Annotated in this window: 22 protein-coding genes and 2 tRNA genes; 17 read left to right on the top strand and 7 right to left on the bottom strand. The window is 56.4% G+C overall.

The genetic code is table 11. From position 1 onward, the window contains the following. The first annotated feature begins 18 nt into the window (after positions 1 to 18). The 6 genes from OSH04_RS17655 to OSH04_RS17680 are packed head-to-tail and all read left to right on the top strand — an operon-like array spanning position 19 to position 5,304. A complete protein-coding gene (locus tag OSH04_RS17655) occupies positions 19 to 384 on the top strand; it encodes an ethanolamine utilization protein EutQ (protein WP_226791329.1) in 366 nt (121 codons plus the stop codon). Further along, entirely contained in the window at positions 381 to 1,706 is a 1,326-nt protein-coding gene (locus OSH04_RS17660; protein WP_266108956.1) for an NAD(P)/FAD-dependent oxidoreductase, read from the top strand. Before OSH04_RS17655 ends, OSH04_RS17660 begins: the two co-directional genes overlap by 4 nt. Before the next feature lie 48 nt (positions 1,707 to 1,754). Continuing rightward, positions 1,755 to 2,747, top strand: coding sequence for a TRAP transporter substrate-binding protein DctP (gene dctP, locus OSH04_RS17665; protein WP_266108958.1), 993 nt, complete (start codon positions 1,755 to 1,757; stop codon positions 2,745 to 2,747). Positions 2,748 to 2,767: 20 nt separating this feature from the next. Then, positions 2,768 to 3,274, top strand: coding sequence for a TRAP transporter small permease (locus OSH04_RS17670; RefSeq protein WP_266108959.1), 507 nt, complete (start codon positions 2,768 to 2,770; stop codon positions 3,272 to 3,274). A 2-nt stretch (positions 3,275 to 3,276) separates the two neighbouring features. Continuing rightward, on the top strand, positions 3,277 to 4,572 hold the full coding sequence (locus OSH04_RS17675) for a TRAP transporter large permease (RefSeq protein WP_266108961.1): 1,296 nt from the start codon (positions 3,277 to 3,279) through the stop codon (positions 4,570 to 4,572). A gap of 51 nt (positions 4,573 to 4,623) precedes the next feature. After that, entirely contained in the window at positions 4,624 to 5,304 is a 681-nt protein-coding gene (locus tag OSH04_RS17680) for a TetR/AcrR family transcriptional regulator (RefSeq protein ID WP_052362930.1), read from the top strand. A 253-nt stretch (positions 5,305 to 5,557) separates the two neighbouring features. On the opposite strand, the gene OSH04_RS17685 is transcribed toward OSH04_RS17680, so the two are convergent. Continuing rightward, positions 5,558 to 6,355, bottom strand: coding sequence for an outer membrane protein assembly factor BamD (locus OSH04_RS17685; protein WP_026484309.1), 798 nt, complete (start codon positions 6,353 to 6,355; stop codon positions 5,558 to 5,560). A gap of 95 nt (positions 6,356 to 6,450) precedes the next feature. Here OSH04_RS17685 and OSH04_RS17690 point away from each other — a divergent pair, with 95 nt between their 5' ends. The 5 genes from OSH04_RS17690 to phaR all read left to right on the top strand — a co-directional run bounded on the left by OSH04_RS17690 (position 6,451) and on the right by phaR (position 11,403). Beyond that, the gene (locus tag OSH04_RS17690; protein ID WP_026484310.1) at positions 6,451 to 7,416 is read left to right on the top strand and encodes an RluA family pseudouridine synthase; all 966 of its coding nucleotides are present in this window, start codon (positions 6,451 to 6,453) and stop codon (positions 7,414 to 7,416) included. Then, the gene (pgeF, locus tag OSH04_RS17695; protein ID WP_266108963.1) at positions 7,398 to 8,165 is read left to right on the top strand and encodes a peptidoglycan editing factor PgeF; all 768 of its coding nucleotides are present in this window, start codon (positions 7,398 to 7,400) and stop codon (positions 8,163 to 8,165) included. Before OSH04_RS17690 ends, pgeF begins: the two co-directional genes overlap by 19 nt. A 142-nt stretch (positions 8,166 to 8,307) precedes the next feature. After that, entirely contained in the window at positions 8,308 to 9,939 is a 1,632-nt protein-coding gene (locus OSH04_RS17700; RefSeq protein ID WP_266108964.1) for a PHA/PHB synthase family protein, read from the top strand. 124 nt (positions 9,940 to 10,063) lie between these two features. After that, entirely contained in the window at positions 10,064 to 10,801 is a 738-nt protein-coding gene (gene phbB / locus OSH04_RS17705; RefSeq protein WP_009457629.1) for an acetoacetyl-CoA reductase, read from the top strand. Between the two features lie 59 nt (positions 10,802 to 10,860). Then, positions 10,861 to 11,403 (top strand): polyhydroxyalkanoate synthesis repressor PhaR, encoded by a 543-nt coding sequence (gene phaR / locus OSH04_RS17710; RefSeq protein WP_009457627.1) that lies wholly within the window; start codon positions 10,861 to 10,863, stop codon positions 11,401 to 11,403. A gap of 3 nt (positions 11,404 to 11,406) precedes the next feature. On the opposite strand, the gene OSH04_RS17715 is transcribed toward phaR, so the two are convergent. Then, positions 11,407 to 12,549 (bottom strand): GNAT family N-acetyltransferase, encoded by a 1,143-nt coding sequence (locus OSH04_RS17715; protein WP_266108965.1) that lies wholly within the window; start codon positions 12,547 to 12,549, stop codon positions 11,407 to 11,409. A 140-nt stretch (positions 12,550 to 12,689) separates the two neighbouring features. On the opposite strand from OSH04_RS17715, the gene OSH04_RS17720 reads away from it, so the two are divergent. After that, positions 12,690 to 13,655 (top strand): hypothetical protein, encoded by a 966-nt coding sequence (locus OSH04_RS17720; RefSeq protein ID WP_266108966.1) that lies wholly within the window; start codon positions 12,690 to 12,692, stop codon positions 13,653 to 13,655. A gap of 141 nt (positions 13,656 to 13,796) precedes the next feature. Here OSH04_RS17720 and OSH04_RS17725 read toward each other — a convergent pair whose 3' ends face one another. From OSH04_RS17725 to OSH04_RS17745, 5 genes are all read right to left on the bottom strand, one after another. After that, complete coding sequence (locus OSH04_RS17725; RefSeq protein WP_060185739.1) at positions 13,797 to 14,822, bottom strand: DUF3829 domain-containing protein; 1,026 nt, start codon at positions 14,820 to 14,822, stop codon at positions 13,797 to 13,799. A gap of 73 nt (positions 14,823 to 14,895) precedes the next feature. Beyond that, positions 14,896 to 15,258, bottom strand: coding sequence for a hypothetical protein (locus OSH04_RS17730; protein ID WP_083053988.1), 363 nt, complete (start codon positions 15,256 to 15,258; stop codon positions 14,896 to 14,898). A gap of 557 nt (positions 15,259 to 15,815) precedes the next feature. After that, positions 15,816 to 15,892: transfer RNA gene (locus tag OSH04_RS17735), tRNA-Met, on the bottom strand. A 410-nt stretch (positions 15,893 to 16,302) separates the two neighbouring features. Next, on the bottom strand, positions 16,303 to 16,680 hold the full coding sequence (locus tag OSH04_RS17740; RefSeq protein WP_266108968.1) for a hypothetical protein: 378 nt from the start codon (positions 16,678 to 16,680) through the stop codon (positions 16,303 to 16,305). Between the two features lie 43 nt (positions 16,681 to 16,723). Then, positions 16,724 to 16,800 (bottom strand) — tRNA-Met (locus OSH04_RS17745). Between the two features lie 132 nt (positions 16,801 to 16,932). Here OSH04_RS17745 and scpB point away from each other — a divergent pair. From scpB to infB, 5 genes are all read left to right on the top strand, one after another. Next, positions 16,933 to 17,892 carry an SMC-Scp complex subunit ScpB gene (gene scpB, locus OSH04_RS17750; RefSeq protein WP_407066165.1) on the top strand — a complete coding sequence of 320 codons (960 nt, stop codon included), beginning with the start codon at positions 16,933 to 16,935 and terminating at the stop codon, positions 17,890 to 17,892. 2 nt (positions 17,893 to 17,894) lie between these two features. Next, entirely contained in the window at positions 17,895 to 19,727 is a 1,833-nt protein-coding gene (rluB, locus tag OSH04_RS17755) for a 23S rRNA pseudouridine(2605) synthase RluB (protein ID WP_266108970.1), read from the top strand. 323 nt (positions 19,728 to 20,050) lie between these two features. Continuing rightward, a complete protein-coding gene (rimP, locus tag OSH04_RS17760) occupies positions 20,051 to 20,542 on the top strand; it encodes a ribosome maturation factor RimP (RefSeq protein ID WP_009457607.1) in 492 nt (163 codons plus the stop codon). Then, a complete protein-coding gene (nusA, locus tag OSH04_RS17765) occupies positions 20,539 to 22,023 on the top strand; it encodes a transcription termination factor NusA (protein WP_035270771.1) in 1,485 nt (494 codons plus the stop codon). Before rimP ends, nusA begins: the two co-directional genes overlap by 4 nt. A gap of 67 nt (positions 22,024 to 22,090) precedes the next feature. After that, positions 22,091 to 25,147 (top strand): translation initiation factor IF-2, encoded by a 3,057-nt coding sequence (gene infB, locus OSH04_RS17770; protein ID WP_203144981.1) that lies wholly within the window; start codon positions 22,091 to 22,093, stop codon positions 25,145 to 25,147. Positions 25,148 to 25,150 lie beyond the last annotated feature (3 nt).

The following is a 25,150-nucleotide window of genomic DNA, read 5'->3' on the forward strand; positions in this document are numbered from 1 at the left end:
TTGTGTTTGGTGATCCACATGACAACAGAAAAAACTTTGCCGCGAGTAATGCGTTTTGACGATTTGGTCTTTCAGCCCAGACAGGAAAAACCGGAGATGGCGCAGTTGGCGGAAATCGTGGGTGAGGAAGATGGGACGCCTTTGGGGGCGGGGTATGCGCGCTTGAACCAGGCCCGCATCGAATGGACCGTGCTGTATGACGAGGTCGTGACGGTAATCGAGGGCAGCATGCGCATTCACACGCCGCAGGGCATTCTGGAAGCCGGTCCACGTGATTGTGTGTGGTTGCCCGCAGGCACGCCTTTAATCTACGAAGCAGAGTCTGCCCTGATCCACTACTGCTTGCATCCCAGCAACTGGGCCAGCGCACGGACGGCGGCATGAGCATCAAGAAAATTACGCGTCTGCCGGAGAACGACAAGACCAATGGGTGGAGTCGGCTCCTGGCTCCCCGCACGCCCAAGCCCGCTTTGGCCAAAGACGTGCAGGCTGATTGGGTGATTGTCGGCGGTGGCCTGGCCGGTTTGGCCGCTGCCCGTCGCCTGGCAGAGAACCGCCCCGGTGACAGCATCGTGGTGCTGGAGGCCGATCTGGTGGGCGAGGGCGCTCAAGGCCGAAACTCCGGCTTTGCGATTGATAGCCCTCATAACGTCGGCAGTTCCATGGGCGAACTGGACGCCGCCCGCTCGCATGTGCGCCTGGCGCGTACCGCGATTGCTTATCTAAGAACCCAGGTCGAGCGTTACGGTATCGAGTGCGACTGGAGCCCCATCGGGAAATTCCACGCAGCGGTTTCGGAGGAAGGCGTACGCACAACCTTGAAGCCTACGCTGCAAGTGCTGGAGTCCTTGAAGGAACCGCATGAGTGGCTGGACGGCAAGGCCTTGCACGACAAGCTGGGGTTCAAGCATTTCCGCACAGGCATTTACACCCCTGGTACGGTGTTGCTGAACCCGGCGGGTCTGTCGCGTGGTCTGGCCGACAATATGCCTTCCAACGTCACCGTCTACGAAAAAACGCCCGTGCTGTCCTTGCAGCAAGACGACGGTGTCACGCTGGAAACCCCCGGTGGCAAGGTTCGTGCAGGCAAGATGATTCTGGCCGTGAATGTGTTCGCCGAGCAGTTCGGTTTTTACAGCGGCAAGTTGATGCCGATGGCGGCTCATGCAAGCCTGACCCGTTGCCTGACAGAAAGCGAGCAGCGCGAATTGGGTGGTTTGCCCAGCTGGGGTTTGACGCCCGCCAATGCCTTTGTGGGCATCACCATGCGTCGCACCAATGACCAACGCATTCTGATCCGCCAGCACATGACTTACGCGCCCAATTTGCGCAGTGATGATGAAAGCCGCCGCCGCGTGCGCATTGAGCACAAAACCCTGTTTGACGAGCGTTTCCCGAATCTGAAGAACGTGGAGATGGAACACACTTGGACGGGCTTTATCTGCCTGTCCCGTAATGGTTCCCCAGGCTTTGGGCAGGTGGCACCGCATGTGTATTCCGCGGTGTGTCAGAACGGGGTGGGTCTGACCAAGGGCACGATTTCCGGCATGTTGGTCGCCGATCTGGCTTGCGGTGTGGACAATCCCTTGATTGCCGATATGCAGGCTTTGGGGCAACCCGATGCCTTGCCGCCACGTCCGTTTCTGGATGTGGGTGTCCGGGCCCGTTTGGGCTGGGAGTTATGGCGGCACCGGGCGGAAGCCTGATAGCCGACGTTTGAACAATAAATTTAAAAGACATACCCAGGAGGAGTTATGAAGCTTTTGAGCAAGACCTTGCTGACGGTGATGTTCAGCCTGAGCGCGGCCTCCGTGTCCGCACAGACCATGCGCATTGCAACGGACTCGGGCGCGCAAGGCTCGCCTAGCGGTGATGCAATCGAGAAATGGGCTGCGCTGATCAAGGAGGGTACGCAAGGCGCGGTGTCGCCACGCGTTTTCTATCAAAACCAGTTGGGTGGTCAGGAAGAGGTGTTCGACCAGCATGTAGCCGGTGATGTGCAGTTGATGCTGAACTGGCCCATGACTTCCTACGACAAGCGCATTGCGGTGATCTACACGCCCTACATGTTCACCACCTGGGAAGAAGCCTTGGCCGCGTACCAGCCCGGTGGCTGGTTGAATGAAACGCTGGACGGTATCTACAAAGAGAACGGCTTGAAGTTCTTCGGTGCCTGGCCTGAAGGATTCAATGGCGTCGCCACCAAAGGTAAACATGCCGTGACGGTAGACGACGCCAGGAACATCAAGGTACGTGTTCCCCCGATCTCCATGATGCAGCAGTCCGTGCAAGCCATGGGTTATCAGACAGCAGCCATTGACTGGGGCGAAGTGTTTACTTCAATTCAGACCGGTGTGGTGGATGGCGATGCAGCCAACGTCATTTATTACGACTACGAATATTTCCGCGACACGCTGGATTACTACGTGCGCAGCAAGCAGCAGTTCATTACCGGTGTGCTGTCCATGAACCTGGAAGCCTGGGAAGCCTTGACGCCCGAGCAGCAGGAAGTGATCCAGACCTCGGCCATCACCATCATGCAAGATCAGTTTTCCAAGGCCCAGGTAGCGGACGCGGCCATTGTGGAGAAGTGGAAAGCGCTGGGTAAAACCTACCTTGAGCTCGACAAGGATCAACTGGCTGCTTTGGGCACCCATGTGCGTGCCAAGGTCTGGCCTGCGATGCACGCTGAAGTGGGCGACAGCATCATGGCCCATATCGAGAAAAACGCCTCGGCTCTCAAGTGAACACCTTGGAACAAGGGAGTATGAATGTGAGTGAGGACCTTCTGATCAAGCGAGGGCCGACCCTGATCGCCCTGGAATGGCTGGCCATTACGTCCAGCGTTGTGGTGGCGGCAGGTTTGGCCTATGTGGTGGCCGCACGTTATTACCTGAATTGGCCGGCAGCCGGTGTGCACACCATTGTGATGGTGGCGGCGATCTGGCTGTATATGACGGGGGCCTTGATTGCCAGCCAGTCCCGTCAGCATCTGGTGGTGGATTACCTGTCGCATCGTTTGAAGACCCCAGGGGCGCGTGCTATCCATCGTTTCATCGTGTCCGTACTGGTGCTGATCATTGTGGTGGCTTTTGCCTATTGGACCTTGCGCATGTTCATGTGGGGTTCCCGGTTCTCGACCACGATGGCTGAGCTGGGAATTCCTGTCTGGGTGCCGCAAGCTGCTATTGGTCTGAACGCCGCCGGTAGCCTGATGTATGCCTTGCGCGATGTTTATCAGTCTTTGATGGCCTTGCGCCATGGGGGCCATTGATTATGCATGCTGGATTTTCTGTTCTCTTGCTCTTGTTTCTGCTGGGTGTCGGGGTGCCGGTGGCCTGGTCCTTTGCCGGCACGCTGCTGATGTTGACGCTGGTGTATGACGTCAACTTGAACACCTTGATGCTGCAAGGTTTCCGTTCCTTGAACTCTCTGGTTCTGCTGGCTTTGCCTTTGTTCATCATGGCGGGATACTTGATGCAGGCAGGCGGGATTGCGCACCGTTTGGTGGGTTTTGCCGAAATGCTGGTCAAAAATCGTCGTGGTGGCATGGGGGCCAGCATGGTGCTGGCTTCCGGGGTGTTCGGGGCGATTTCGGGTACGGCCTCGGCGGCGGTGGCGTCCATTGGCACCATTCTGGTCGATCCCATGGAGCAGCGCGGTTATCCGCGTCAGTACTCGGCGGCCTTGCTGGGGATTTCCTCTTTGCTGGGGATTCTGATTCCGCCGTCCGTCACCATGATTCTGTTCGCGGTGGTGACGCAGCAGTCGGTAGTGGCGTGTTTTGCAGCCACGATCGGGCCAGGGATTCTGTTGATGGTCGGGCTGACGCTGTTCAACTATGTGGTGGCTGGACGCTGGTTCAAGGAGTTGCCTGCACAGCCTGCTGATGAGCAATCCCGTCGTTCTTCCCTCAAGACCCTGCTTTATGCCGTGCCCGCCTTGTGTATTCCCGCCTTGATTCTGGGTGGTATTTACGGGGGCGTATTCACGCCTACAGAGGCGGCAGCGGTGGCGGTTGTGCTGGTGATTGGTATTGGCTGTTTTGTGTATCGTGAACTGACCCTACGCAAGCTGCGCGACAGCTTCGTACGTACGGCAGAGACTACGGGCACCGTTATCCTGATCTTGCTGTTCTCCTTTCTGATCGGCCGTATTTTGGTTGCGCAAGGTGTGCCACAGGACTTGACCGCCTTTGTGACGGGTCTGGTGGATAGCCCCATCGGCATTCTCTTGATGGTCAATGTGTTCCTGATTCTGGTGGGCATGATTATTGACGATGTGTCCTTGACCGTGGTGGTGGCTCCCTTGCTGCTGCCTTTGGTGGGCGTGGCCGATGTCAATCCGATACAGTTTGCCGCGATTGTGGCGTGTGCGGTGATTGTGGGTTCCAACAGCCCGCCGATGGCACCTGTGCTGTACATGTCCTGCCGTATCAGCAAGGTGACGGTACATCGTTCCTTTGGCCCGGCCATCGCCATGATCGTGTTTGTGGCTATTCCGATTCAATTGATCACCACCTTCGTGCCCGCTGTTTCCTTGGCGTTTCCACGAATGCTGGGCCTGTTATAAGAGGAGCGCCGGTATACTTTGGCGACTAAAGCGACTCTACAAGCAGGCGATATGAGCGATAAGGAATTGATTGAACGTGTGGCCCAGGCCGGCGCGCTGACCGAGCCCAATGTGCATTTGACGCGGGCGGACTGGCTGGAAGCGGCCATTCGCCTGTTTATGCAGGAAGGCGTGGAGGCGGTGCGCATCACTCGCCTTGCGCAGGTCATGGCCGTCACGCGAGGCAGTTTTTATTGGCATTTCAAGGACAGGGACGATCTGCTGGATGGGCTGGTCGGTTTCTGGGAACAAAAGAATATGCGCTCCACCATGCTGGCGCTGGAGAATGTGGACAATCTGCAAGATGGCATGTTGTCCCTGTTCTCTACCTGGCTGGACGTGTCCCGTTTTGAGCCGGGCCTGGATATGGCCATGCGGGATTGGGCAAGGCGCTCCGAGCGCGTGCGTCAGGCGGTAGCGCGGGCGGATAAGGCCTGCATGAATGCTTTGGCCAATTTTTTTCAGCGCATGGGTCTGGAAGAGATCGAAGCCCAGACCCGAGCCCGGACGACGTACTTTTGTCAGATTGGCTATTACCTGATTGGCCTGCAGGAAGAGCTGGAAGACCGCATGGTGTATCTGGACGACACTATGAAGATTCTGGGAGGCCAGCCCCTGGACCCAGCCAAGGCCAAGGCTTTTGCGGAGCGTATGTATAGCGTGCAAAAGGACAATGCCAAGAAGGTGGGGTGATATTCAGGAGGCTCTGGAGCCTGTGGGGGCGGGGTGTGTTTAGATGGCTGCAGGCTAAGGAGCTACCTGACTTGTCGTTACTGTTTTGATGAGCAGGGCAGAGCAGACTGGTAAGGAATATCAGCTTGAAGCCGGAAAACTAAAAAGGCCGAATCCTGTATGGGATTCGGCCTTTTTTTGACTAAGTTCTGTGAGGCGTTTTATTGTCGCTTCACAAAAGCAGCCTGTGTTTTGTGCTGCTTTGCTTCAAGGTTTAGAACCAGTTAATCGGGTTCCAGTAGTTAACCTTGGCATCCAGACCGTCCTTGAAGTAGGTGGAGTCCGGGAAGTTCTGATCCATCACGCGTTTGGTGGTGTCACGCAGCTCGGTTTGACCCATCTTGTCGTAGGACAGGTACATCAAGTACAGCGCGCGTTCAGCAATAGGCACGCCCTTGAAGTCCGTAATCACGGTTTGCGCACGGTTCACAGCAGCCACGTAAGCGCCACGCTTGTAGTAGTACTCGGCTACGTGTACTTCGTTCTGGGCGATGGTGCTGACCAGCCAGGTCAAACGCTTGGCGGCATCCGGTGCGTAACGGCTATTGGGGTAGCGTTGCAGCAGATCGTTAAAGGCTTCGTAGGATTCACGCAGACCTTTGGGGTCACGCTCGCTGGGGTCCTGTTGGGTAATGTTGGACAGGGCAGCGCTAGGAGGCGTAAAGGAGATCAGCCCTTTCAGGTACAGCATGTAGTCGGTACCGGGGTGGCTGGGGTATTGCTTCTGGAAGCGGTCGATAGCGGCCAGGGCTTTGGCAGGCTCTTCGTCTTTCCAGTTGATATAGGCTTGGTCGATCAGCGATTGCTGTGCGTAAGTGCCAAAGGGGTAGCGGGACTCGACGGCTTCCAGGCGGGTACGCGCGTCTTTCCAGTTGCCGGCGGACATTTCTTCACGGGCGTCTTTATACAGGCGCTCGGCGGTCCAACCCGAGGTGGGGTCAACTTCTTTTTTGGTAGTGCCGCAGCCAGCAAGCAAAGTGGCAGCCAGCATTAATGCGGCTACTTGGGCCAGCTTGGTACCACGAATACGTGGCAAGTTCAGGTTCAGGCGAGTCACAAAAGCGTCCTTGGTGTTAGCATTGCTGCTCAATTATATGATTTGTCGCCATGCCTGACACAGATACTGAAAAAGATAGTGTTGTTTCTTCCGACGCACTGCGTTTTATCCTTCCCATCACTGCGTCTCCCGACCGTCTGGACAAGACCTTAGCGCGTTTACTGCCACAGCATTCGCGCAGTCGTCTACAGTCCTGGGTCGAGAGTGGGCATGTTCTCGTCAACGGCCAGGCCGTCAAGGTCAAGCATACGGTTTACCCCGGTGATACCGTGCTGGTCTGGGAGCAACAGGCCCCAGAAGACATGGCCTTCGAACCTGATGACGTGGACTTCGAGATTGTGGCTCAAAGCGACTCCTGGCTGGTGGTTAACAAACCAGTGGGTCTGGTCACGCATCCTGGCGCGGGTAACTGGCGTGGCACCTTGCTCAATGGTTTGCTGTTTCGCTTTCCCAATCTGCGTCAGGTACCCCGTGCCGGTGTTGTACACCGGCTGGACAAAGACACTTCCGGCTTGCTGGTCGTGGCCCGCACGGAAGTCGCACAAACTCACTTTGTCCGACAACTGCAAGAGCGTAGCATGGGACGCCAGTATCTGGCGTTGGTCCATGGCGTCTTGCCGGGCCAGGGCTCGGTCGATGAGCCGATTGGACGCGATTTGCGCGTGCCAGTGCGCATGAGTACTGGGCCGTCCGTCGCTCCCAAGCATGCTGTAACGCATTATCAAATGTTGCGTCAGGGTTATGCAGGCGAGGAAGCGGTGACCGAGGTGGCTTGCCGACTGGAGACAGGGCGTACCCACCAGATTCGTGTCCACCTGAGTTCAATCAAGCATCCTCTGCTGGCCGATACCTTATATGGTGGTCGCGTTGTCGCGGGGGCGCAGCGCCAAATGCTGCATGCCCATGTGCTGGAGTTTGATGATCCCGATACGGGCGAGCGCCGTCGCTTCTCGGCGGAGCCACCGTCTGACTATCAGTCTGTTGCAGAGGCGATTGAATGGCACACTCAAAGCTGATTCCTGGTGTTAGCGGCCCCGAACAAGCGGGGCTGCTTTATTTCTGTACGACTCGGGCTGGGGGCGTCAGCCAGGACGAGCGTGACAGCCTGAATCTGGGCCTGAATACCGGCGACGATCCGGAGCGGGTGCAGGTAAATCGCCAGCGGCTGGCGGACTTCCTGGGTTCGGAGCCAGTCTGGCTGGCACAGGTACACGGCACAGATGTGCTGGATGCAGATCAGGATGTGTTGCCTGCCGTGCCCAGAGAGTTTGATGCTGCCATCACTACACGCCGGGATCGTACCCTGGCCATTCTGACCGCCGATTGCCTGCCGGTGGTGATCTGGGACGAGCAATCTCAGGTATTGGGTGTGGCCCATGCCGGTTGGCGTGGTCTGCAAGCCGGAGTCCTGGAGCGTACCTGGCAGGCGATGGCCGCCCGTTGTCCCCAGGCGCAATCCTGGCAAGCCTGGATTGGTCCGGCAATCAGTCAGGAGCACTTCGAAGTCGGGCAGGAGGTCTTTGATGCCTATGTTCAGGATGAGCCGGAATTGGCCGCCTTTTTTATTCAGGGAAAGCGTCCTGGAAAATGGCAGGCGGATTTGCCCGGTATTGCCCGCCACCGTTTGGAAAAATTAAGCCCTGGAAAAATGACCGTGCACTTAAGTGGCTTGTGTACGTTTCAAGAGAATGGATTGTTTTATTCCTACCGCCGCTCGCCCTTGACCGGCCGACAGGCCACCATTGCTCGCTTGAACCTGCTTTAACGGTTTTTTGATCGTATTAAATACGATATGGAATCTTTAATTCCGTCTATTGGCGTGCCAGCCTAATTAATTACCCCAATTGACTGCTTTTGTTACGAACGTCATGCTCTAAGCGTATTTGCAATTCGTTTACAGGTGGCAGATGTCGAGTAACAACAGAGCTTTTCAAGGTTTTGGCAAACCGATCGATGCCACCCGCTGTGCTGAACTGCAAGCTCGTTATATGCAACAGTGGCAGGAGTTGTGGGACCAGGCCCAGCGCGGTGCCTTGCCACCTCCCCAGGATCGCCGGTTTGCGGATGCCGCCTGGCAGAGCAATCCCACCGCCTTGTTCAATGCCCATATCTGGCAGCTTAGCGTTCAGGCCATGAACGAGATGCTGGACTCGATGGAGCTGGAAGCCGCGCAGCGTGAGCGCCTGAGCTTTTCCATGATGCAGTGGGCTGAGGCCATGTCGCCCAGCAACTATTTGATGCTCAACCCCCAGGCCCTGCAAACCATGATGGATACGGGCGGCCAGTCCGTGCTGGAAGGGATGTCCAATTTTATGGACGACTGGCAAAAAGGCCGTCTGACACAAACGGATGAAAGCCAGTTTCAACTGGGGCAAAACGTGGGAACCACCCCCGGTGCCGTGGTGTTCCAGAACGATATTTTTCAACTGATTCAATACGCACCTACTACCAGCATGGTCCATGCCGTGCCCTTGCTGATCGTGCCGCCTTGCATTAACAAGTTCTACATTCTGGACCTGCAGCCGGAGAATTCCTTTGTACGCCACGCTCTGGATCAGGGGCTGACGGTATATCTGATGTCCTGGCGCAATCCCCAGCCGAATGACGCGGCCCATATCCATGCACTGAGTTGGCAGGATTATCTGGAGCAGGGCGTGCTGGAGGCGATTCGTGTCAGCCAGGAGCTGTCGGGCCAGGAAAAAATCAATACGCTGGGCTTTTGTATCGGTGGCACCTTGCTGGCCAGCGCTTTGGCACTGGCACGCGATAAAGGTCAGGACCCAGCCGCTTCCATGACCTTGCTGACCACCATGTTGGACTTCACCGACGTGGGCATGCTGAATGTCTTTATCGATGAAGCACAGGTTGCGTTTCGGGAGTGGCAGTTGGGGCAGGGTGGATTGCTCAATGCCCGTGAGCTGGCCAGTACCTTTTCTTTCCTGCGCCCCGCCGAGCTGGTTTGGAACTATGTGAACAGTAACTACTTGCAGGGTAAAAAACCACCTGCCTTTGACTTGCTGTACTGGAACTCCGACGGCACCCATTTGCCCGGTCCTTTCTTTACCTGGTATTTGCGCAATACCTATCTGGAAAATCGTCTGGTTCAAAAAGGTGGTGTTCCCGTGGGGGTGCACCGCGCCGATCTGAGCCAACTGGATTTGCCTGTGTACCTGTATGGCTCGAAAGAAGACCATATCGTGCCCTGGCAGTCGGCCTATGCGTCCTTGCAGGCCTTGCCTGCGGCCCAGCATCGTTTTGTGCTGGGAGCCTCGGGCCATATCGCAGGCGTGATCAATCCGCCTGCCAAGCAGCGCCGTAATTACTGGGTGCTGCAAGATGGCGAGCCAGTCGCCACGCTGGATGCCCAGCAGTATATGGAGCGGGCTCAGTCCGTACCTGGTAGCTGGTGGTCCGATTGGATTGCGTGGCTTGCACCTTTGTCGGGTTCGCGGCGTCGCGCAAAACGTCGTCTGGGCCATGCGCGTTATCCCGTGCTGGAGGATGCGCCCGGCAGTTATGTGAAAGTGCGCGCCAGTTAATTTTCAATTTTTCAGGTTTCGGGAGCAGGGCGGTCTGCCTGCTTCCATTATCCCGACGCCAGGCTTTTTCATTGCCCGGGCCGGCCCAGGGATCGAGCTTTGTCACCCCTTTCAGGAGAAGTATATGAGCAGCAAAGTAGCTTACGTAACTGGTGGTATGGGAGGGATAGGGACAGTCATTTGTCAGCGTCTGGCCAAAGACGGTTTTACCGTTATTGCAGGCTGCGGCCCCAACCGTGATTTTCAGAAATGGTTGGGTGAGCAGGCCGAGCTGGGCTACACATTTCATGCTTCGGTGGGCAACGTAGCAGACTGGGACTCGACCGTTGAGACGTTTAAAAAGGTATTTGCCGATTTTGGCCGTGTGGATGTTCTGGTCAATAATGCCGGGATTACACGCGACGGTACCTTCCGTAAAATGAGCCAGGAAGACTGGCGTGCGGTAATCGACACCAACCTGAACAGCCTGTTCAACGTGACCAAACAAGTCATTGATGGCATGGTAGAGCGCCAATGGGGCCGCATCATCAACATCAGTTCAGTAAACGGGCAGAAAGGGCAGTTTGGGCAGACCAACTACTCCACGGCTAAAGCCGGGATTCACGGCTTTACCATGGCTCTGGCCCAGGAGGTTGCCAATAAGGGGGTGACGGTCAATACTATTTCCCCCGGTTATATTGGTACGGACATGGTGCGTGCGATTCGCCCCGACGTTCTGGAGAAAATCGTGGCGACCATTCCAGTGGGCCGCTTGGGTACGCCGGATGAAATTGGCTCCATGGTGGCCTGGCTGGCTTCGGGTGATTCCGGTTTTGCCACGGGTGCGGATTTCTCCTTGAACGGTGGCTTGCACATGAGCTAAGGCTTGTTGCAGTGCATAGCGCGTGTTTTTGATTTATTGATTAGGAAGTAAGCACCAGCATGGGATCCCCTCGACTCATCAAGAAATACCCCAATCGTCGCTTGTACGACACGCAGGCCAGCGCTTACATCACTATGGTCGATGTCAAGCAACTGGTCCTGTCAGGAGAGGAGTTCGCGGTCGTCGATGCCAAAAGCGGCGAGGACCTGACGCGCAGTATTCTGTTGCAGATCATTCTTGAGGAAGAAAGCGGGGGTATCCCCATGTTCTCCACTCCGGTGCTGATGCAGATCATCCGCTTTTATGGCAATGCCATGCAGGGGGTGATGGGCTCGTATCTGGAAAAGAACATTCAGGCCTTCATGGAAATCCAGGAGCGCATGACCGAGCAGTCCAAGGGCGTCTACGGCGGGCAATTCGGCCCGGAAGCCTGGGCGCAGTTCATGAGCATACAGGCGCCTGTGATGCAAACCGTCATGAACAGCTATATCGATCAAAGCAAGAATCTGTTTGTGCAAATGCAGGACCAGATGCAGGATCAGACCCGGCAAATGTTCTCGGTCTTTCCCTTTGCGCCACCAGGCAAAGACAAGAAAGACTGATTTTTAGCTTGCCAGCGTTTTAAACGGGGTATGGCTGTTTAGTGCTTCCTGATAGCGGGCCACATGGCCCGCTTCTTCATGCAGGAACTCTTCAATGGCGTGGGCAAAGCGGGGGTCAGCAATCCAGTGCGCCGAGCTGGTGGGAGTGGGCAGCAAACCTCGCGAGAGCTTGTGCTCCCCTTGAGCACCGCCTTCAAAGAAACGCAGTTGCTGCGCAATGCAGAACTGAATTGCCTGGTTGTAGCAGGTCTCGAAATGCAGGCCTGGCACGTATCGAGTACAGCCCCAGTAACGTCCATAAAGTGTGTGTCCGTCCCGCAGCGACAGGGCGCAGGCTACATCTTGCCCATCTTGTTGCGCCAGAATCAGTACCAGAGAGTCGGGTAGCTGTTCGTGCAGGCGCGCAAAGAAATCCTGATTCAGATAGGGGCGTTGTCCGCGCTCCTGATAGGTATTGGCATAGCACTGGTAAAAGTAGTCCAGGTTCTGCTCGCTAATCTCCTGACCCTGTTTGTGTTCAAAGGACAGCCCCTGCTCGTAAACCTTGCGGCTATCCTGCCGCATTTTTTTGCGCTTTTGCTGGGTCAGGGAGGCCAGAAAGTCCTCGTAGCTGGCGTAGTCCTGGTTCTGCCAGTGAAACTGCACATCGTGGCGAATCATGAAGCCCGCCTGCTCCAGAGCTTGCCTGTCCTCTGGATTCGGGAACAGGACATGCACAGAGGACAGCTGATTACTTTGCGTCAGCTGGATCAGTTGCCTGGCCAGCAGGATGCGATCCTCTTGTGTGTGCGCCAGCAGACGAGGGCCGCTGACGGGCGTAAAGGGGACGGCACTGAGCAGCTTGGGGTAATAGTCCAGCCCATGGCGTTGATAAGCCTGAGCCCAGCCCTGATCAAACACATACTCGCCGCGCGAATGGTGCTTCAGATACAGGGGCACGGCACCACACAGCGTCTGTCCACGATGCATCAAGAGGTAATGTGGCGACCAGCCTGTCTGTGGAATGGCGCAGCCAGCTTCGTCCAATGACGTCAGAAAAGCATGACTGAGCAACAGGTGATGGCCAGAGAGCGCGTCCCAGTGTGCTGCGTCGAGCTGACTCAGCTGTGTGCAAAGTGAAAATTGGATCGGTTCAGTGCTGACCATGGCAAGGAGTACGTCGGTAAGCTCAACTTGAAACAGGGCTAGGGCATAGACCCTGACGGCTTTGTATACTAGCCAGCGTTTCATACAAAGGGAAGGCTTGATTGGTATTGTTGCCAGCGCTTGCCCAATAAGAGGAATTCATGAAGAAAATTACCTTGGCGCTGGGTACGTGGATGGTGCTGGCAGGTTCGGCTCAAGCGGGTCCTGCTTGTGAGTATTTGCGTAATTATGTCGCTTTACAGCCGCAATCCGGCGACGAGCTGCAGATGCAGGATCAGGAGGGGGCTTGTCTGGTTCAGAACGGACAATGGTCGGCCGGTTTTTCGTCAATGCTGCTGGCCTTTGATGAGCTGGTCTTGCGTGATGAAGGCTTGGCATCCTTGTCCGAGCGGCAAGTTATTCCAGACTCCATGGATCTGCAAGTAAGCGGGATCTATGTTCTGACGGGACGTTTGCCAGGGCAGGACTACGTAATGCGCCTGCAAGCCAAGCCTATGGATTTTACTTTCAAGTACAAGTGGGACTCGGCCTCGGCACAATTGAATTTGGAGCAGGTTCGACTGCGTAGTCAGTACCTGCGTGAGGTTCGTGCTCAGGCGCAATTCGAGATTGAGTCGGCCGCAGGACGCCCCTTGGGTGCCGATGATCTTGAGCAGGTAGAGCTTAAAAGTCTGAATCTTTACCTGGATAATCAGAATCTGATCCAGTCCATGATCATGCCTGCATTGGTGATGAACATGAGCATGTATGAAGACCCGCGCCCCGGTATTGAGAAGGCCTTGCTGGCAGCACGGACTTCTGTGCAGTTGATGCCTGACTCGGTGGCGGATCGGGACAGTCGCAATGCCTTATTGGCATTTATTGCTCAGTTACCCGCGCCTCAAGGACGCTTGTCGCTGGATATGACAATGGATCCCCCTTGGCCTGCGGCACGCCTGGAGTCTGGCTTGTCTGTGGATCAGGTGCGTAAATTGATGTCTGGCATGAAGGTGCAAGCCAGGTTCAGTACAGGGCAAGAAGTCCCTTCTATCTATGTCTGGCTGCGTGATCATCTGCGCGATGGTTTGCAGTTTTTCGGTCTTCGCAAGGATGACGCAGCGCGCTAGTGGCTCCTTGGGAGGTCCGTTTGCGGGATACCCTCGGCAATATTGCACAGGTGCCAAGCTACGTGGCCGGGGATCTGTCATTGCCGGCGTGCACGCTGCGCTGTCCGTGCACAGGACAGCGCAGCCTTCAGCCTAGCCCTTTCAGGCGTCTGGCAGCATGTTGTAGTTTCTGATCATGCTGTTGTAGTCGTTCTCCAGCTTGGAGAGCTGGTACTCCACGTTTGTTGGTTTGGCGTCTGAGGACAGGGCTCGACGCAGATCTTTCAAGCTCACCAGGAAGGTATTGAAGTTGCTGGACAGGGCAAACCATTTGGGTGGGTTGCCCAGCTGCGTTTTGGTGTCGGGATGCGCTTTGGCAAAGGCATCGGCCTTGTCGAAGGCGGCTTGATACTCCTGCTCGATCTTCTCTAAGGACTGACTATTGAGTTGATCGGACTCTGCTAGTGAGCTGATGGCATCAATGGCGCGGCGGGCGGCCAGTGAGACATTCAGGGTTTGCCAGCCGAAGTTCTCGGTGCCGTAAGCCTTTTCAATCGCCACCAACTGTTTTTCCCGCAGACTGTGATTACGCTCCGAGACGGTCTGTCTGAGCGTGTCTTCCGCATCAAAGAAGCTGATGAACAGGGGCATGATTTGTTCGTCCAGCTCACGGCCTTTCTTCATCTTGTCGTCAATATTGTCTTTGCGACTGTAATAAAGATCCGCTTCATTCATGACGGGAATCAGCTTTTCCAGCGTGTCAGCAAACACTTGACCTGGCTTGTCCAGTCCAGCGTCGGCCGGAGGCATGGTAATGGCATTGCGCATTTGGGTGATGCATTCGCGCGAGATGGAGTTGTTCTGCTCGTACACCTTGATCTTGAAGCTGGCGGCAATGCGGGTAGAGCCAGGCGTGGCGACAAGGTGTTGATATTCCTTGATGTAGTTCTGGGCGTGCTGGCTCAAGGGGCCGGCAACGTCATTCAGGCAGGCAATCACTGGCTGCAGTTTTTCGGCCAGTTGCATATCCTGTTTTTGCAGGTTGACCTCACCATTACCCAGAAGGGAGCTGCTGGAGGTGCCGACCTTCATTTCCTGTGGCAGCCAGGTATTGAATTGGCCACTGGCGTAGGCCCCGACGGCAATACCGATCGCGCCCAGGATCACAATACTTGTAAGTTTCTTCATTTTCGCGCTGTAGAGATAAGCTGCGCTGCCCCTGGAGAGGGGGCAGAGACATGTCTTTTGGGGGAGAGGGGGATTACTGCTCGAAGCCGCTGCGTTCGGCGGAAATGGCGCTGCAACTGCCCTGATCTTTCTCGCCTACCATGCGGCGATCACGGATGATGGTGCCGCTTGCCAGGTCAATTTCCCAAGCAATCGCGCCTTCATTCAGGCTGGCCTTGTTGTCGGCAAAGGTGCCTCGTTCCATTCTTTCGCTGCCCGAAGCAGGAACGTACACCCCAAAGGTGCCAGCCTCTTGATCCAGGGCGAAATTGAAGACCTGGGGCTTGCCAGAGGGGTCGGCAAACTCGCAAGTCAAATAGGTGGTGGCGGCAAAGGTGCTGGTGCTGGCCATCAGCAAGGCCAGGGCGGCACCTGCGGTTGCTGGTACTAGTTTCATGTCTTGATCCTTTAGTCGGCTGTCTCCAGCCAGTTCCGGTTGTTTTTGATTGACTGCAGAAAAAGTACGACTTGTCCCAGGATCACGCAGGCACGCGCTTGCTCCAGCGCTGGAGAAGAGGCGGCCTGGCTTTCATAAGGGATGTCGTCTTTCTTGAAACTCAGCTTGGCTGTGGATCGTGCACGTACAGCGTTGGCGGCACCCACGGGATGCCACTGTGTTCACGCACAGATAAGCTGATTGACGGGTTTTGAAGCACGATTAGAGGGGCTGGAGCTGACTTGTTATTCTGTGTTCTGGTCATGCTCAAGCTGGCTAATCACCCGCACGGGAAGGTTTATCGCACGGTGAGACTGCGGCCGTCAAGAAAATTTCGTGCTTGAAGTAGATGGGGGCGTACTAGCGGGGTGGGAGTTACTGCAGGAAGAGGGCTTGTCGTGGGTACGCCGTGTTTATTGTTTTGAGGAAACCAGACTATTTAAAAACAACGGGCATAAAAAAAACCGGAATAAATCCGGTTTTTTCAAATTTATCTGCAAGAGGCCGATAAATGAATTTGGTTGCGGGGGCAGGATTTGAACCTACGACCTTCGGGTTATGAGCCCGACGAGCTACCATGCTGCTCCACCCCGCGTCAGAAAAGTAACTATAACATAGTTTTTGATTATGTACATAGTGTGGCGTGTTTATTTCATTAATATTTGGCGATTGCCGCTGGAAGGGGCATAAAGGCTGGATAAAACGATCCTCAATTTTCTTGCGTCTTGCTGGTCGCAATGGTGTAATACGAACTGTGCTTACAGGTTCAGCCGGACTGGCATTTCAAAAAGTTCAAACGCGCAAGCGGCTTCCTGTATAGCGACCAGTTCTTGATGGCTGGCATCTGGCTTTGATAGCAGTCGGCTCCCCTACTAGGCGGGATGTCCCGGCAAAACGAATTTCTCTGTTTCTGGCTTTGCTTCAGGTTTAGGCAATCGATAAGCCCTGCGGTGGTCTGTTGGTGCCTTGATGTTGGCATTTGACAATGTAGACCTGTCGCCCCGATCAGTTATTGCCCCAAACGTTGTTGTGCTGTTTTCGCGTTCCGCCAATCCGGAGCGCCAATTCAAATCCAGTCCGATAGGGCTTGCGGACATACTCATCATCAGCATGTGTGCTTACACAACATTTTTCATTGCTTTTAAAGCGGCTGTTTCTGGTTTGAGCCAGGGCGGCGGGCTTGCGTGCGCGTCCGGCCCGATGCAAAAAGGCCCGATGATGGCGACGATGGTAATTCGGATGCGTGCTGCGGCTGCTGTGGTGGCCTTTGTTTGGGCTGGGGTTGTTGCCACATTGCTGATGGCTGGCCTGCGTGTTCTGGCTGTGGGCTGCGCCGCGCGCAAGATTGCAGATCAAAACGGCGGGCAACAAAAAAGCCAGCACAAATTGGCTGGCTTGTTTGATTCTGCTAAGCAGTTCCGGGTGATGGTTGCGGGGGCAGGATTTGAACCTACGACCTTCGGGTTATGAGCCCGACGAGCTACCATGCTGCTCCACCCCGCGCCGGAAAAGATAAATACTAACATGGAATTTTTGCTTTATGCAAGTATCGCCAGAAAGTGAGGCTTCCCAGCAGTGACTGAAAGTGAAATAATCCGAGTCCTGGAGACGGCTTTGCTGTGTGCACAGCAGCCCATGAACAGCGCCGAGTTGCGCAAAATGTTTGTCTCCCCGCCGCTGAGCGCGGATGATCTGCGCCGTTATCTGGCTATCTTGCAATTGGATTGGAAAGAGCGTGGCCTGGAATTGGTTCAGGTTGCCTCGGGTTGGCGCTTTCAAAGTCGCCCGGCCATGCAAGTGTTTTTGTCCCGTCTTAGTCTGGAGCGCGCGCCCAAGTACTCGCGGGCCGTGCTGGAAACCTTGGCGATTATTGCTTGGCGGCAACCTGTTACCCGTGGGGATATTGAGGACATACGTGGTGTGAGCGTATCGACTCAAATTGTGCGCACCCTGGAGGATCGGGGCTGGATTGAAGTGTTGGGCTATCGTGATGCGCCCGGACGCCCGGCATTGCTGGGAACGACCCGTCAGTTTCTGAATGATCTGGGTTTGCGCTCTTTGGATGAATTGCCTTCGGTTGAAACTCTGGATTCCCTGGATGTATTGGCATCCTTGCCAAACGGGCAAGCGGCCGCATCGGCAGATCAGGAACAGGATAAAGAATCGGATCAAGAGCTGGACCAGCAACAGGATCAACAGCAAGATCAACAGCAGGGTGGGGATCATCAGGATCAGAGCCAGGAGCAAGCGGCAGAGCAGGGTGTAGAGCAAGAGTCTGCATCTGTGGCAGGGCAGCAAACTGGTTCCGAAGCAGGGCAAGAAATAGAACTAGAAGCAGAGCAAGACGCTGCTTTGGAAGTGAGCATGGAGCCGCTACAGGCCTCTGTTGCTCAGCTTGAGCTGGAGTCCGAACTGGATTCCGAGCCAGGCAGTCAGGACGATTTGCTTGAGGCAGTTTCAGAAGCGGAGCTGCCACAAACCGAACAAGCTGAAGTGAATACGACACCGGACCCCGTGGATGAGGCCCAGGCTGCGGCTGGCCTATCGGATATACAGGTACCGGACGAAATAAAAAACTCTGGAGTAAATGATTAAAAATGACTGATTCGCACGAGACGAACACAGCCTCCATGTCGGACGCCTCTGGCGCGGCCGACCCCAAGAATCCCCGCGCGAAGGGCCAGGGGCGCAAGCTGCGCACGCCGTTTCGCCGCCGTCGTGGCGATGCCACGCAAGAGTCGGCTCCCCGCCAGAATGAAGAGGTCCAGGCGGCCGCTCCTGGTGAGGCCAAGGCCCGCCCAGCTCGCCCACAAAACAATCGACGCAAACCTGCGGCTGCTGGTCGTCGTCCAGATACACGCGGTGGCGCCAACAAGCGACCAGGCAACACCCAGGCCGCTCGTTACTCCAACCCTGCTGACGACGCTCCGGTTGTGATTCTGGATGGTGATGATGACATCGCATTCAGTCATCTGGACAAGCAAAGTCGTTTGTCGCAGCGCCTGGGTAAGTACATGGGCAGCGACTTGGTGCAGCCTAAATTGCACAAGGTGCTGGCTGAAGCCGGTATCGGTTCGCGCCGTGATATGGAAGAACTGATCGTTGCAGGTCGTGTCTCCGTGAATGGCGAACCTGCCCATATCGGTCAACGTGTCAGTGCCGATGACAAGGTGCGTATCAATGGTCAACTGATCAATCGTGCCAACACCAAGCGTCCTCCGCGCGTGATTCTGTATCACAAGCCGGCTGGCGAAATTGTCACGCACGACGATCCCGAAGGCCGTGCCACCGTGTTTGGTCGCCTGCCTTCCCTGAAAGTGGGCAAGTGGTTGTCGGTCGGTCGACTGGATTTGAATACCGAGGGTTTGCTGATCTTCACGACATCGGGTGATATTGCCAACCGCATGATGCATCCGCGCTACGGTGCCGAGCGTGAATACGCTGTACGTGTTCTGGGTGAGCTGAGCGAAGAGCAAATGCAATCCATGCGCGATGGCGTGCAGTTGGAAGACGGTGTGGCCAAGTTCGGCATGATCGAATTTTTGGGTGGCGAAGGCAGCAACCGTTGGTATCGCGTCACTATTCATGAAGGCCGTAACCGTGAAGTGCGCCGTATGTTTGAAGCGATGGGTGTGACGGTCAGCCGTCTGATTCGCACTCGTTTTGGGGATGTGGGTCTGCCTAAAAATCTGCGCCGTGGCCGTTGGGAAGAATTGGATGCTGATGTGGTGATGGCATTCATGCTGCGCCTGGGGCTGGTGAAAGAGTCGGATGACGAAGGCACCCACCAGCGTCGTGAACGTCAACCTCTGTCCCACGACAGCGCTTTGCCTCCCGGTTTCGGTACGCTGGAGCACAACGGTCTGAGTGGTGCTCGCATGGGGCGTGGTGGTCGTGTGGCAGGTCGCGGTCGCTCCTCAAATAATGTGCGTGTAAACGAATCCGTCAGCGGTGCCTTGTTCATTAGCGGTGGTCTGGCCAATGGCCATCCTGATGGTGGTCGTCGTGAACACGGTGGTCAAGGGCGTGGTGCTCCACGTAGCGGTCAGGGGGTACGTGGTGGCCCGCAACGCGGTCGTTCGGCGGAAGGGCGTTCTTCGGAAGGACGCGCGCATGAAGGTCGCAGTCGCGAGGGGCGTTCGCAGGAAGGTGCGCGTGTGCACAATGGCCGCCGTCCAGTGCGTGGCGACCAGGCGCGCGGTGAGCAGGGGCGTGGTGATCAGGCCCGTGGTGGTCACGCTCGCGGTGCTCAGGAAGGACGTGCGCCTTCGGCCCGTCGCGGCGCGTCCGATCGTGCCGGAGCCGGGCAAACGCCCAAGGCTCATGTGAAGAAAACAACGGTGGTGCGCCGTGTCAGCCGTCGTGATGATGACTGGCAACCAGCCAGCTCGGCGGCCCATGAATCCCACCTGGGACGCGGGCGCCGGTAAAGCCGGGACGCACGGACTTTGAGTTTGTGGCCCGAACCCTGCGGTTTGGGCCTGTAAGGCCGTGTGAATGCACGTATTTTCCGGTTTTCTGGTAGAATATAAAACTTGGCTCAGAGACGTTTGTGTCGGCTGGGTCTTTTTTGATGCTGCGCGCCAGCGAATAGGGCGGTCTTTCAAGGCAAAGACCGCGTGGATCATCCGGTTCGGTTGCGCCTGCAACTATCCCGATTTGACGTTGGCAATGCGCAAGACCAGGGCCCGCTTGATTCTCAAGCGTGCATGGTGACCATGGGCTGGCGTACAGCCCATTTTTTTTGGATTTTATGGCAGACATTCTAGCTTTGGCACAAGAGACCCTGGCGGGTACCGAGTACGAACTGGTGGACGTGGAGCGTGCGCCGCTAGGCTTGTTACGCATCGTCATCGATCACCCGGAAGGGGTGCGTATCGAACACTGTGAATGGGTGTCTAAACAATTATCACGCGTTTTCGAAGTGGAAAACGTGGATTACAAGCGCATGGAAGTGGCCTCGCCGGGGATAGATCGCCCCTTGTTGCGTATTGGCGATTACGTGCGCTTTGCGGGCAGTCGGGTGCAGGTGCGCCTGCACGAGGCGCTCGACAATCGGAAAGTGTTTGTGGGTACGCTCCACGCTCCTGAAGGGGCGCTACCGGCTAGTGTTCCGCTGGATACCGTTTTTAGGCTGGAACTGGACGAAGCATCGGGCAAGCTGACGCAGGTCGAATTCACCTATGACCAGGTGGATCGTGCCAAATTGGATCCCGTTCTTGATTTCAAGGGTAAGAAGCGATGAGTCGCGAAATTCTATTGCTGGTCGATGCGCTGGCGCGTGAAAAATCCGTAGCGCGTGATGTCGTGTTCACCGCGCTCGAGAGCGCCTTGGCCTCGGCCATGAAAAAGCGCTTCAAGGAAGATGTCGATATCCGTGTGGAAATCGACAGGGAAACCGGCGCCCACGAAGGCTTCCGGCGCTGGCTGGTCGTGCCCGACGAGGCCGGTCTGCAAGAGCCCGACAAGCAGGAGATGCTGTCGGACGCCCAGGAGATCGATCCCGAGCTGCAAGTGGACGATTACATCGAAGAGCCACTCGAGCCTATCGAGTTTGGCCGTATCGGTGCCCAGGCTGCCAAGCAGGCCATCCTGCAAAAAATCCGTGATGCCGAGCGCGAGCAAGTGCTCAACGACTTCCTGGAGCGTGGTGAGACCATCGTTTCCGGTACGGTCAAGCGCATGGACAAGGGCGATGCCATTATCGAAATGGGCAAGATCGAAGCACGTTTGCCTCGTTCGGAAATGATCCCCAAGGAAAATATCCGCGTGGGCGACCGTGTCCGCGCCTGGGTACAGAAGGTGGACTACGCAGCACGTGGCCAGCAGGTCATCTTGTCGCGTACAGCACCTGAATTCATTAAAGAACTGTTCGAGAACGAAGTACCCGAGATCGAACAGGGCCTGCTGGAAATCAAGGCCGCTGCCCGTGATGCGGGTGTGCGCGCCAAGATCGCTGTTATTGCTTACGACAAGCGTATCGATCCTATCGGTACTTGTGTGGGCATGCGAGGTTCGCGCGTTACTGCGGTGCGTAACGAACTGGGCGGCGAGCAGGTCGATATCGTGTTGTGGGCCGATGATCCGGCCGAATTCGTGATCGGTGCTCTGGCACCGGCGCACGTCGAATCCATTCTGGTGGACGAAGACAAGCACGCCATGGATGTGGTGGTAGACGAAGAAAACCTGCCCAAGGCGATTGGTTCGCGTGGTCAGAACGTGCGTCTGGCATCGGAATTGACGGGCTGGCAGATCAACATCATGACACCGGAAGAAAGCCGCAACCGTCAGGACGAAGAGCGCGAAGAATTGCGCGCTACCTTCATGTCCCGTCTGGATGTGGACGAAGCCGTGGCCGATATTCTGATCGACGAAGGGTTTACCGGTCTGGAAGAAATCGCTTATGTGCCTATGCAGGAATTGCAAGACATCGAAGCCTTTGACGAAGAAACCGTCAACGAGCTGCGTGCCCGCGCCCGCAATGCGCTGCTGAGCGAGGCCATCGCCAAGGAAGAATTGGTACAGACCGCGGTCAAGGAACTGGCAGGAGTCGAGGGCATGACGCCTGAGCTGATCGCCGTACTGGCCGAAAACGAGATTACAACGCTGGATGAACTGGCGGAACTGGCAACGGACGAACTGTCCGAGATGACCGGCCTGGCGCAAGATGCGGCCAGCGAACTGATCATGCGTGCCCGTGCCCACTGGTTTGACGACGAGGCCTGATATGTCTAGCTAGGTCCCGCGCGTTGTATTCATTAAGAATAGTTGTAGTAAAGCAAGAGAGAGTCGAATGTCGAGTAACACTGTCGCCCAGTTCGCTCAAGAACTGAAAATGCCTGCGAATGTTCTGCTGGAGCAGTTGCGTAGCGCAGGTATTGAGCTCAAATCAGTTGATGACGCCATCACTGATTCGGATAAGGCGAAGCTGCTTGAATCGTTGCGCCGCTCGCACGGCAGTCAGGAAGGCAACAAGATCACCCTGACTCGCCGTCAAACATCGGAGATCCGTCAGGATGACGGATCGGGTCGCTCCCGCACGATTCAGGTGGAAACACGCAAAAAACGCGTGTTTGTAAAGCGTGATCCCTCCGAGCTGGTGGCAGAAGCCAATGCGGCATTGGCACAGGAAAATGCAAAGGAGCAAGCTGCTCAGGCCCAGGCGGCCAGTCAGGAAAAGCAAGCTGTTGAACAGGCGCCTGCCGCGCCTGTCAGCAAGCCCGTAGATCCTGTGGCAGCAACTCCTGAAGCTCCTGTGAAAGAGCAAGCCCCTGTCGAGCCCAAGCCTGAGCCCAAGCCAGAGCCAGAGCCCGAAGTGGTCGCTGCTCCCGAGCCGACTCCTGTTGCCGAGCCTGCGCCCGAACCTGCTGCTCCTGCACAGCCCGTTGAGGCTGCTCAGGAAGATACAAAGAAACCCGAGCCTCAGCCTCAGGAACAAGCACCTGCTGCAACGGAGCCATCCGAAGCCGCGGCAGCGCCTGTTCAGGAAAAGGCCGAATCGGCTCCCTCTCCTACGGCCCAAGAAAAGCCCGTGGAACCTACTAAATCTGTAAACGACGCCCGTCAAGCTAACTCTGTGAATAAAAATCAGCACCCTCAAGGGACTAAAACGCCCACTTCGACTGGAAAACCTCGGGATATGGCCGCTACTGGTCAGCGCCGTGCAGTGCGTGGCCCGGTGATTCCTCCTGTTGCCGCCGATGTGGAGCAAGACCAGGATCGTGATCGCGCCCGTAAGGCCGCAGAGGCCGAAGCCGCTGCGTTGCGCGATATGTTGAACCGTCCTCGTAAGGTCTTGCGTGCTCCCGAGCCAGAGGCTGATAGCAAGGCAGGTGCCAAGGGCGCTCAGAAGAAAGACGCCAAAGGCTCCAAGACCGAGAAGGCCCCGGGCAAACCCGTCAAGACTGACAGCACCCCTGGCTGGACCAGCGATGCCAGCCGCAAGAAGCAGCCTTCCAAGGCTGATGTGGCTTCCGCCGGTGCCGGTGGTGGTCGTGAAGGCTGGAAAGCCAATGCCAAGGCAGGTCGTGGCAAGGGTGGTCGTGGTGGCCGCAACGCTCAGGCCGAGCGCCGTGAACCACAAGTGGCAGAATTCATTGCCCGTGAAGTGCACGTGCCGGAAACCATTTCGGTCAGCGATCTGGCTCACCGGATGGCCGTCAAGGCTGCCGAGGTGATCAAGCACCTGATGAAGCTGGGTCAGATGGTTACCATCAACCAGGTTCTGGATCAGGAAACAGCCATGATTCTGGTCGAAGAACTGGGTCACAAGGCGATTGCTGCCAAGCTGGACGATCCTGAAGCCTTCCTGGTCGATACCGATGCTCAGAACGACGCCGAACTGAAGCCCCGTGCTCCAGTGGTAACTGTCATGGGTCACGTTGACCACGGTAAGACTTCGCTGCTGGACTACATCCGTCGTGCCAAGATCGCCTCGGGCGAGGCTGGTGGTATTACACAGCACATCGGTGCGTACAACGTCAAGACAGAACGTGGCACGGCTACGTTCCTGGATACCCCCGGTCACGAAGCCTTTACGGCCATGCGTGCTCGCGGTACCAAAGCCACTGACGTGGTGATTCTGGTGGTGGCCTCCGATGACGGTGTGATGCCCCAGACCCGTGAAGCCATTCACCATGCTCGCGCCGCTGGCGTGCCGCTGGTGGTGGCGATCAACAAGATTGATAAACCTGAAGCCAACCCGGAACGCGTCAAGCAGGAACTGGTAGCCGAAGAAGTGGTGCCTGAAGAATACGGTGGCGATGTGCCCTTTATTCCTGTGTCGGCCAAAACCGGCCAGGGCATCGACGAATTGCTGGAAAACGTGCTGCTGCAGGCCGAAATGCTGGAGTTGAAGGCTCCGGTTGACGCACCTGCCAAGGGTACGGTTATTGAAGCCCGTCTGGACAAGGGCCGCGGTCCTGTGGCCACCATCCTGGTTCAAAGCGGTACCTTGAACCGTGGTGACAGCGTGCTGGTCGGCGCCTCCTTCGGTCGCGTTCGCGCCATGCTGAACGAAACCGGCAAGTCGCTGAGTTCGGCTGGTCCGTCGATTCCTGTAGAAATCCAGGGTCTGACTGAAGTGCCCGCTGCGGGTGATGAACTGGTTGTGATGGCTGACGAGCGTAAAGCTCGTGAGATCGCGCTGTTCCGTCAAGGCAAGTTCCGTGATGTGAAACTGTCGCGTCAACAGGCCGCCAAGCTGGAGTCCATGTTCGACAATCTGGGCGAAGGCATGCAAACCCTGTCGCTCATCATCAAGACCGACGTTCAGGGCTCGCAAGAAGCGCTGGTACAGTCGCTGGTCAAGCTGTCTACCGACGAAGTGCGTGTGGTGGTTGTACACGCCGCCGTGGGTGGTATTTCCGAGAGCGACGTCAACCTGGCGATTGCCTCCAACGCGGTAGTGATCGGCTTTAACGTCCGTGCCGAGCAAAGCGCCAAGAAACTGGCTGAAGCCAACGGCATTGATCTGCGTTACTACAACATCATTTACGATGCGGTTGACGAGGTCAAAGCAGCCCTGTCCGGCATGCTGGCTCCCGAGCAGCGCGAAGAAGTCATCGGTATGGTTGAAATCCGCGAAGTCTACAACGTGTCGCGTATTGGTAATATCGCCGGTTGTATGGTTACCGAAGGCGTGGTCCGTCGCGATTCGCAAGTTCGCTTGCTGCGCAACAACGTCGTGCACTGGAGTGGCTACCTGGATTCCCTGCGCCGCTTCAAGGACGACGTCAAGGAAGTGCGTTCCGGCTTCGATTGCGGTATCACGCTGCGTGGCAACAACGACATCCAAGTGGGCGACCAGCTTGAGATCTTCGAGATCAAAGAGATCGCCCGGACACTGTAATTT

The organism is Alcaligenes nematophilus (genome assembly GCF_026344155.1).
Lineage (GTDB): Bacteria > Pseudomonadota > Gammaproteobacteria > Burkholderiales > Burkholderiaceae_B > Alcaligenes > Alcaligenes phenolicus.

What these genes read in the sequence shown, in the direction of transcription:
- OSH04_RS17655 (WP_226791329.1), top strand. Translation starts at nt 19, where the DNA reads ATGACAACAGAAAAAACTTTGCCGCGAGTAATGCGTTTTGACGATTTG.
- OSH04_RS17700 (WP_266108964.1), top strand. Translation starts at nt 8,308, where the DNA reads ATGTCGAGTAACAACAGAGCTTTTCAAGGTTTTGGCAAACCGATCGAT.
- infB (WP_203144981.1), top strand. Translation starts at nt 22,091, where the DNA reads ATGTCGAGTAACACTGTCGCCCAGTTCGCTCAAGAACTGAAAATGCCT.
- OSH04_RS17720 (WP_266108966.1), top strand. Translation starts at nt 12,690, where the DNA reads ATGAAGAAAATTACCTTGGCGCTGGGTACGTGGATGGTGCTGGCAGGT.
- OSH04_RS17725 (WP_060185739.1), bottom strand. Translation starts at nt 14,822, where the DNA reads ATGAAGAAACTTACAAGTATTGTGATCCTGGGCGCGATCGGTATTGCC.
- OSH04_RS17730 (WP_083053988.1), bottom strand. Translation starts at nt 15,258, where the DNA reads ATGAAACTAGTACCAGCAACCGCAGGTGCCGCCCTGGCCTTGCTGATG.
- OSH04_RS17690 (WP_026484310.1), top strand. Translation starts at nt 6,451, where the DNA reads ATGCCTGACACAGATACTGAAAAAGATAGTGTTGTTTCTTCCGACGCA.
- dctP (WP_266108958.1), top strand. Translation starts at nt 1,755, where the DNA reads ATGAAGCTTTTGAGCAAGACCTTGCTGACGGTGATGTTCAGCCTGAGC.
- phaR (WP_009457627.1), top strand. Translation starts at nt 10,861, where the DNA reads ATGGGATCCCCTCGACTCATCAAGAAATACCCCAATCGTCGCTTGTAC.
- scpB (WP_407066165.1), top strand. Translation starts at nt 16,933, where the DNA reads ATGAACAGCGCCGAGTTGCGCAAAATGTTTGTCTCCCCGCCGCTGAGC.
- rluB (WP_266108970.1), top strand. Translation starts at nt 17,895, where the DNA reads ATGACTGATTCGCACGAGACGAACACAGCCTCCATGTCGGACGCCTCT.
- OSH04_RS17660 (WP_266108956.1), top strand. Translation starts at nt 381, where the DNA reads ATGAGCATCAAGAAAATTACGCGTCTGCCGGAGAACGACAAGACCAAT.
- OSH04_RS17675 (WP_266108961.1), top strand. Translation starts at nt 3,277, where the DNA reads ATGCATGCTGGATTTTCTGTTCTCTTGCTCTTGTTTCTGCTGGGTGTC.
- pgeF (WP_266108963.1), top strand. Translation starts at nt 7,398, where the DNA reads ATGGCACACTCAAAGCTGATTCCTGGTGTTAGCGGCCCCGAACAAGCG.
- nusA (WP_035270771.1), top strand. Translation starts at nt 20,539, where the DNA reads ATGAGTCGCGAAATTCTATTGCTGGTCGATGCGCTGGCGCGTGAAAAA.
- OSH04_RS17715 (WP_266108965.1), bottom strand. Translation starts at nt 12,549, where the DNA reads ATGGTCAGCACTGAACCGATCCAATTTTCACTTTGCACACAGCTGAGT.
- rimP (WP_009457607.1), top strand. Translation starts at nt 20,051, where the DNA reads ATGGCAGACATTCTAGCTTTGGCACAAGAGACCCTGGCGGGTACCGAG.
- OSH04_RS17670 (WP_266108959.1), top strand. Translation starts at nt 2,768, where the DNA reads ATGAATGTGAGTGAGGACCTTCTGATCAAGCGAGGGCCGACCCTGATC.
- OSH04_RS17680 (WP_052362930.1), top strand. Translation starts at nt 4,624, where the DNA reads ATGAGCGATAAGGAATTGATTGAACGTGTGGCCCAGGCCGGCGCGCTG.
- phbB (WP_009457629.1), top strand. Translation starts at nt 10,064, where the DNA reads ATGAGCAGCAAAGTAGCTTACGTAACTGGTGGTATGGGAGGGATAGGG.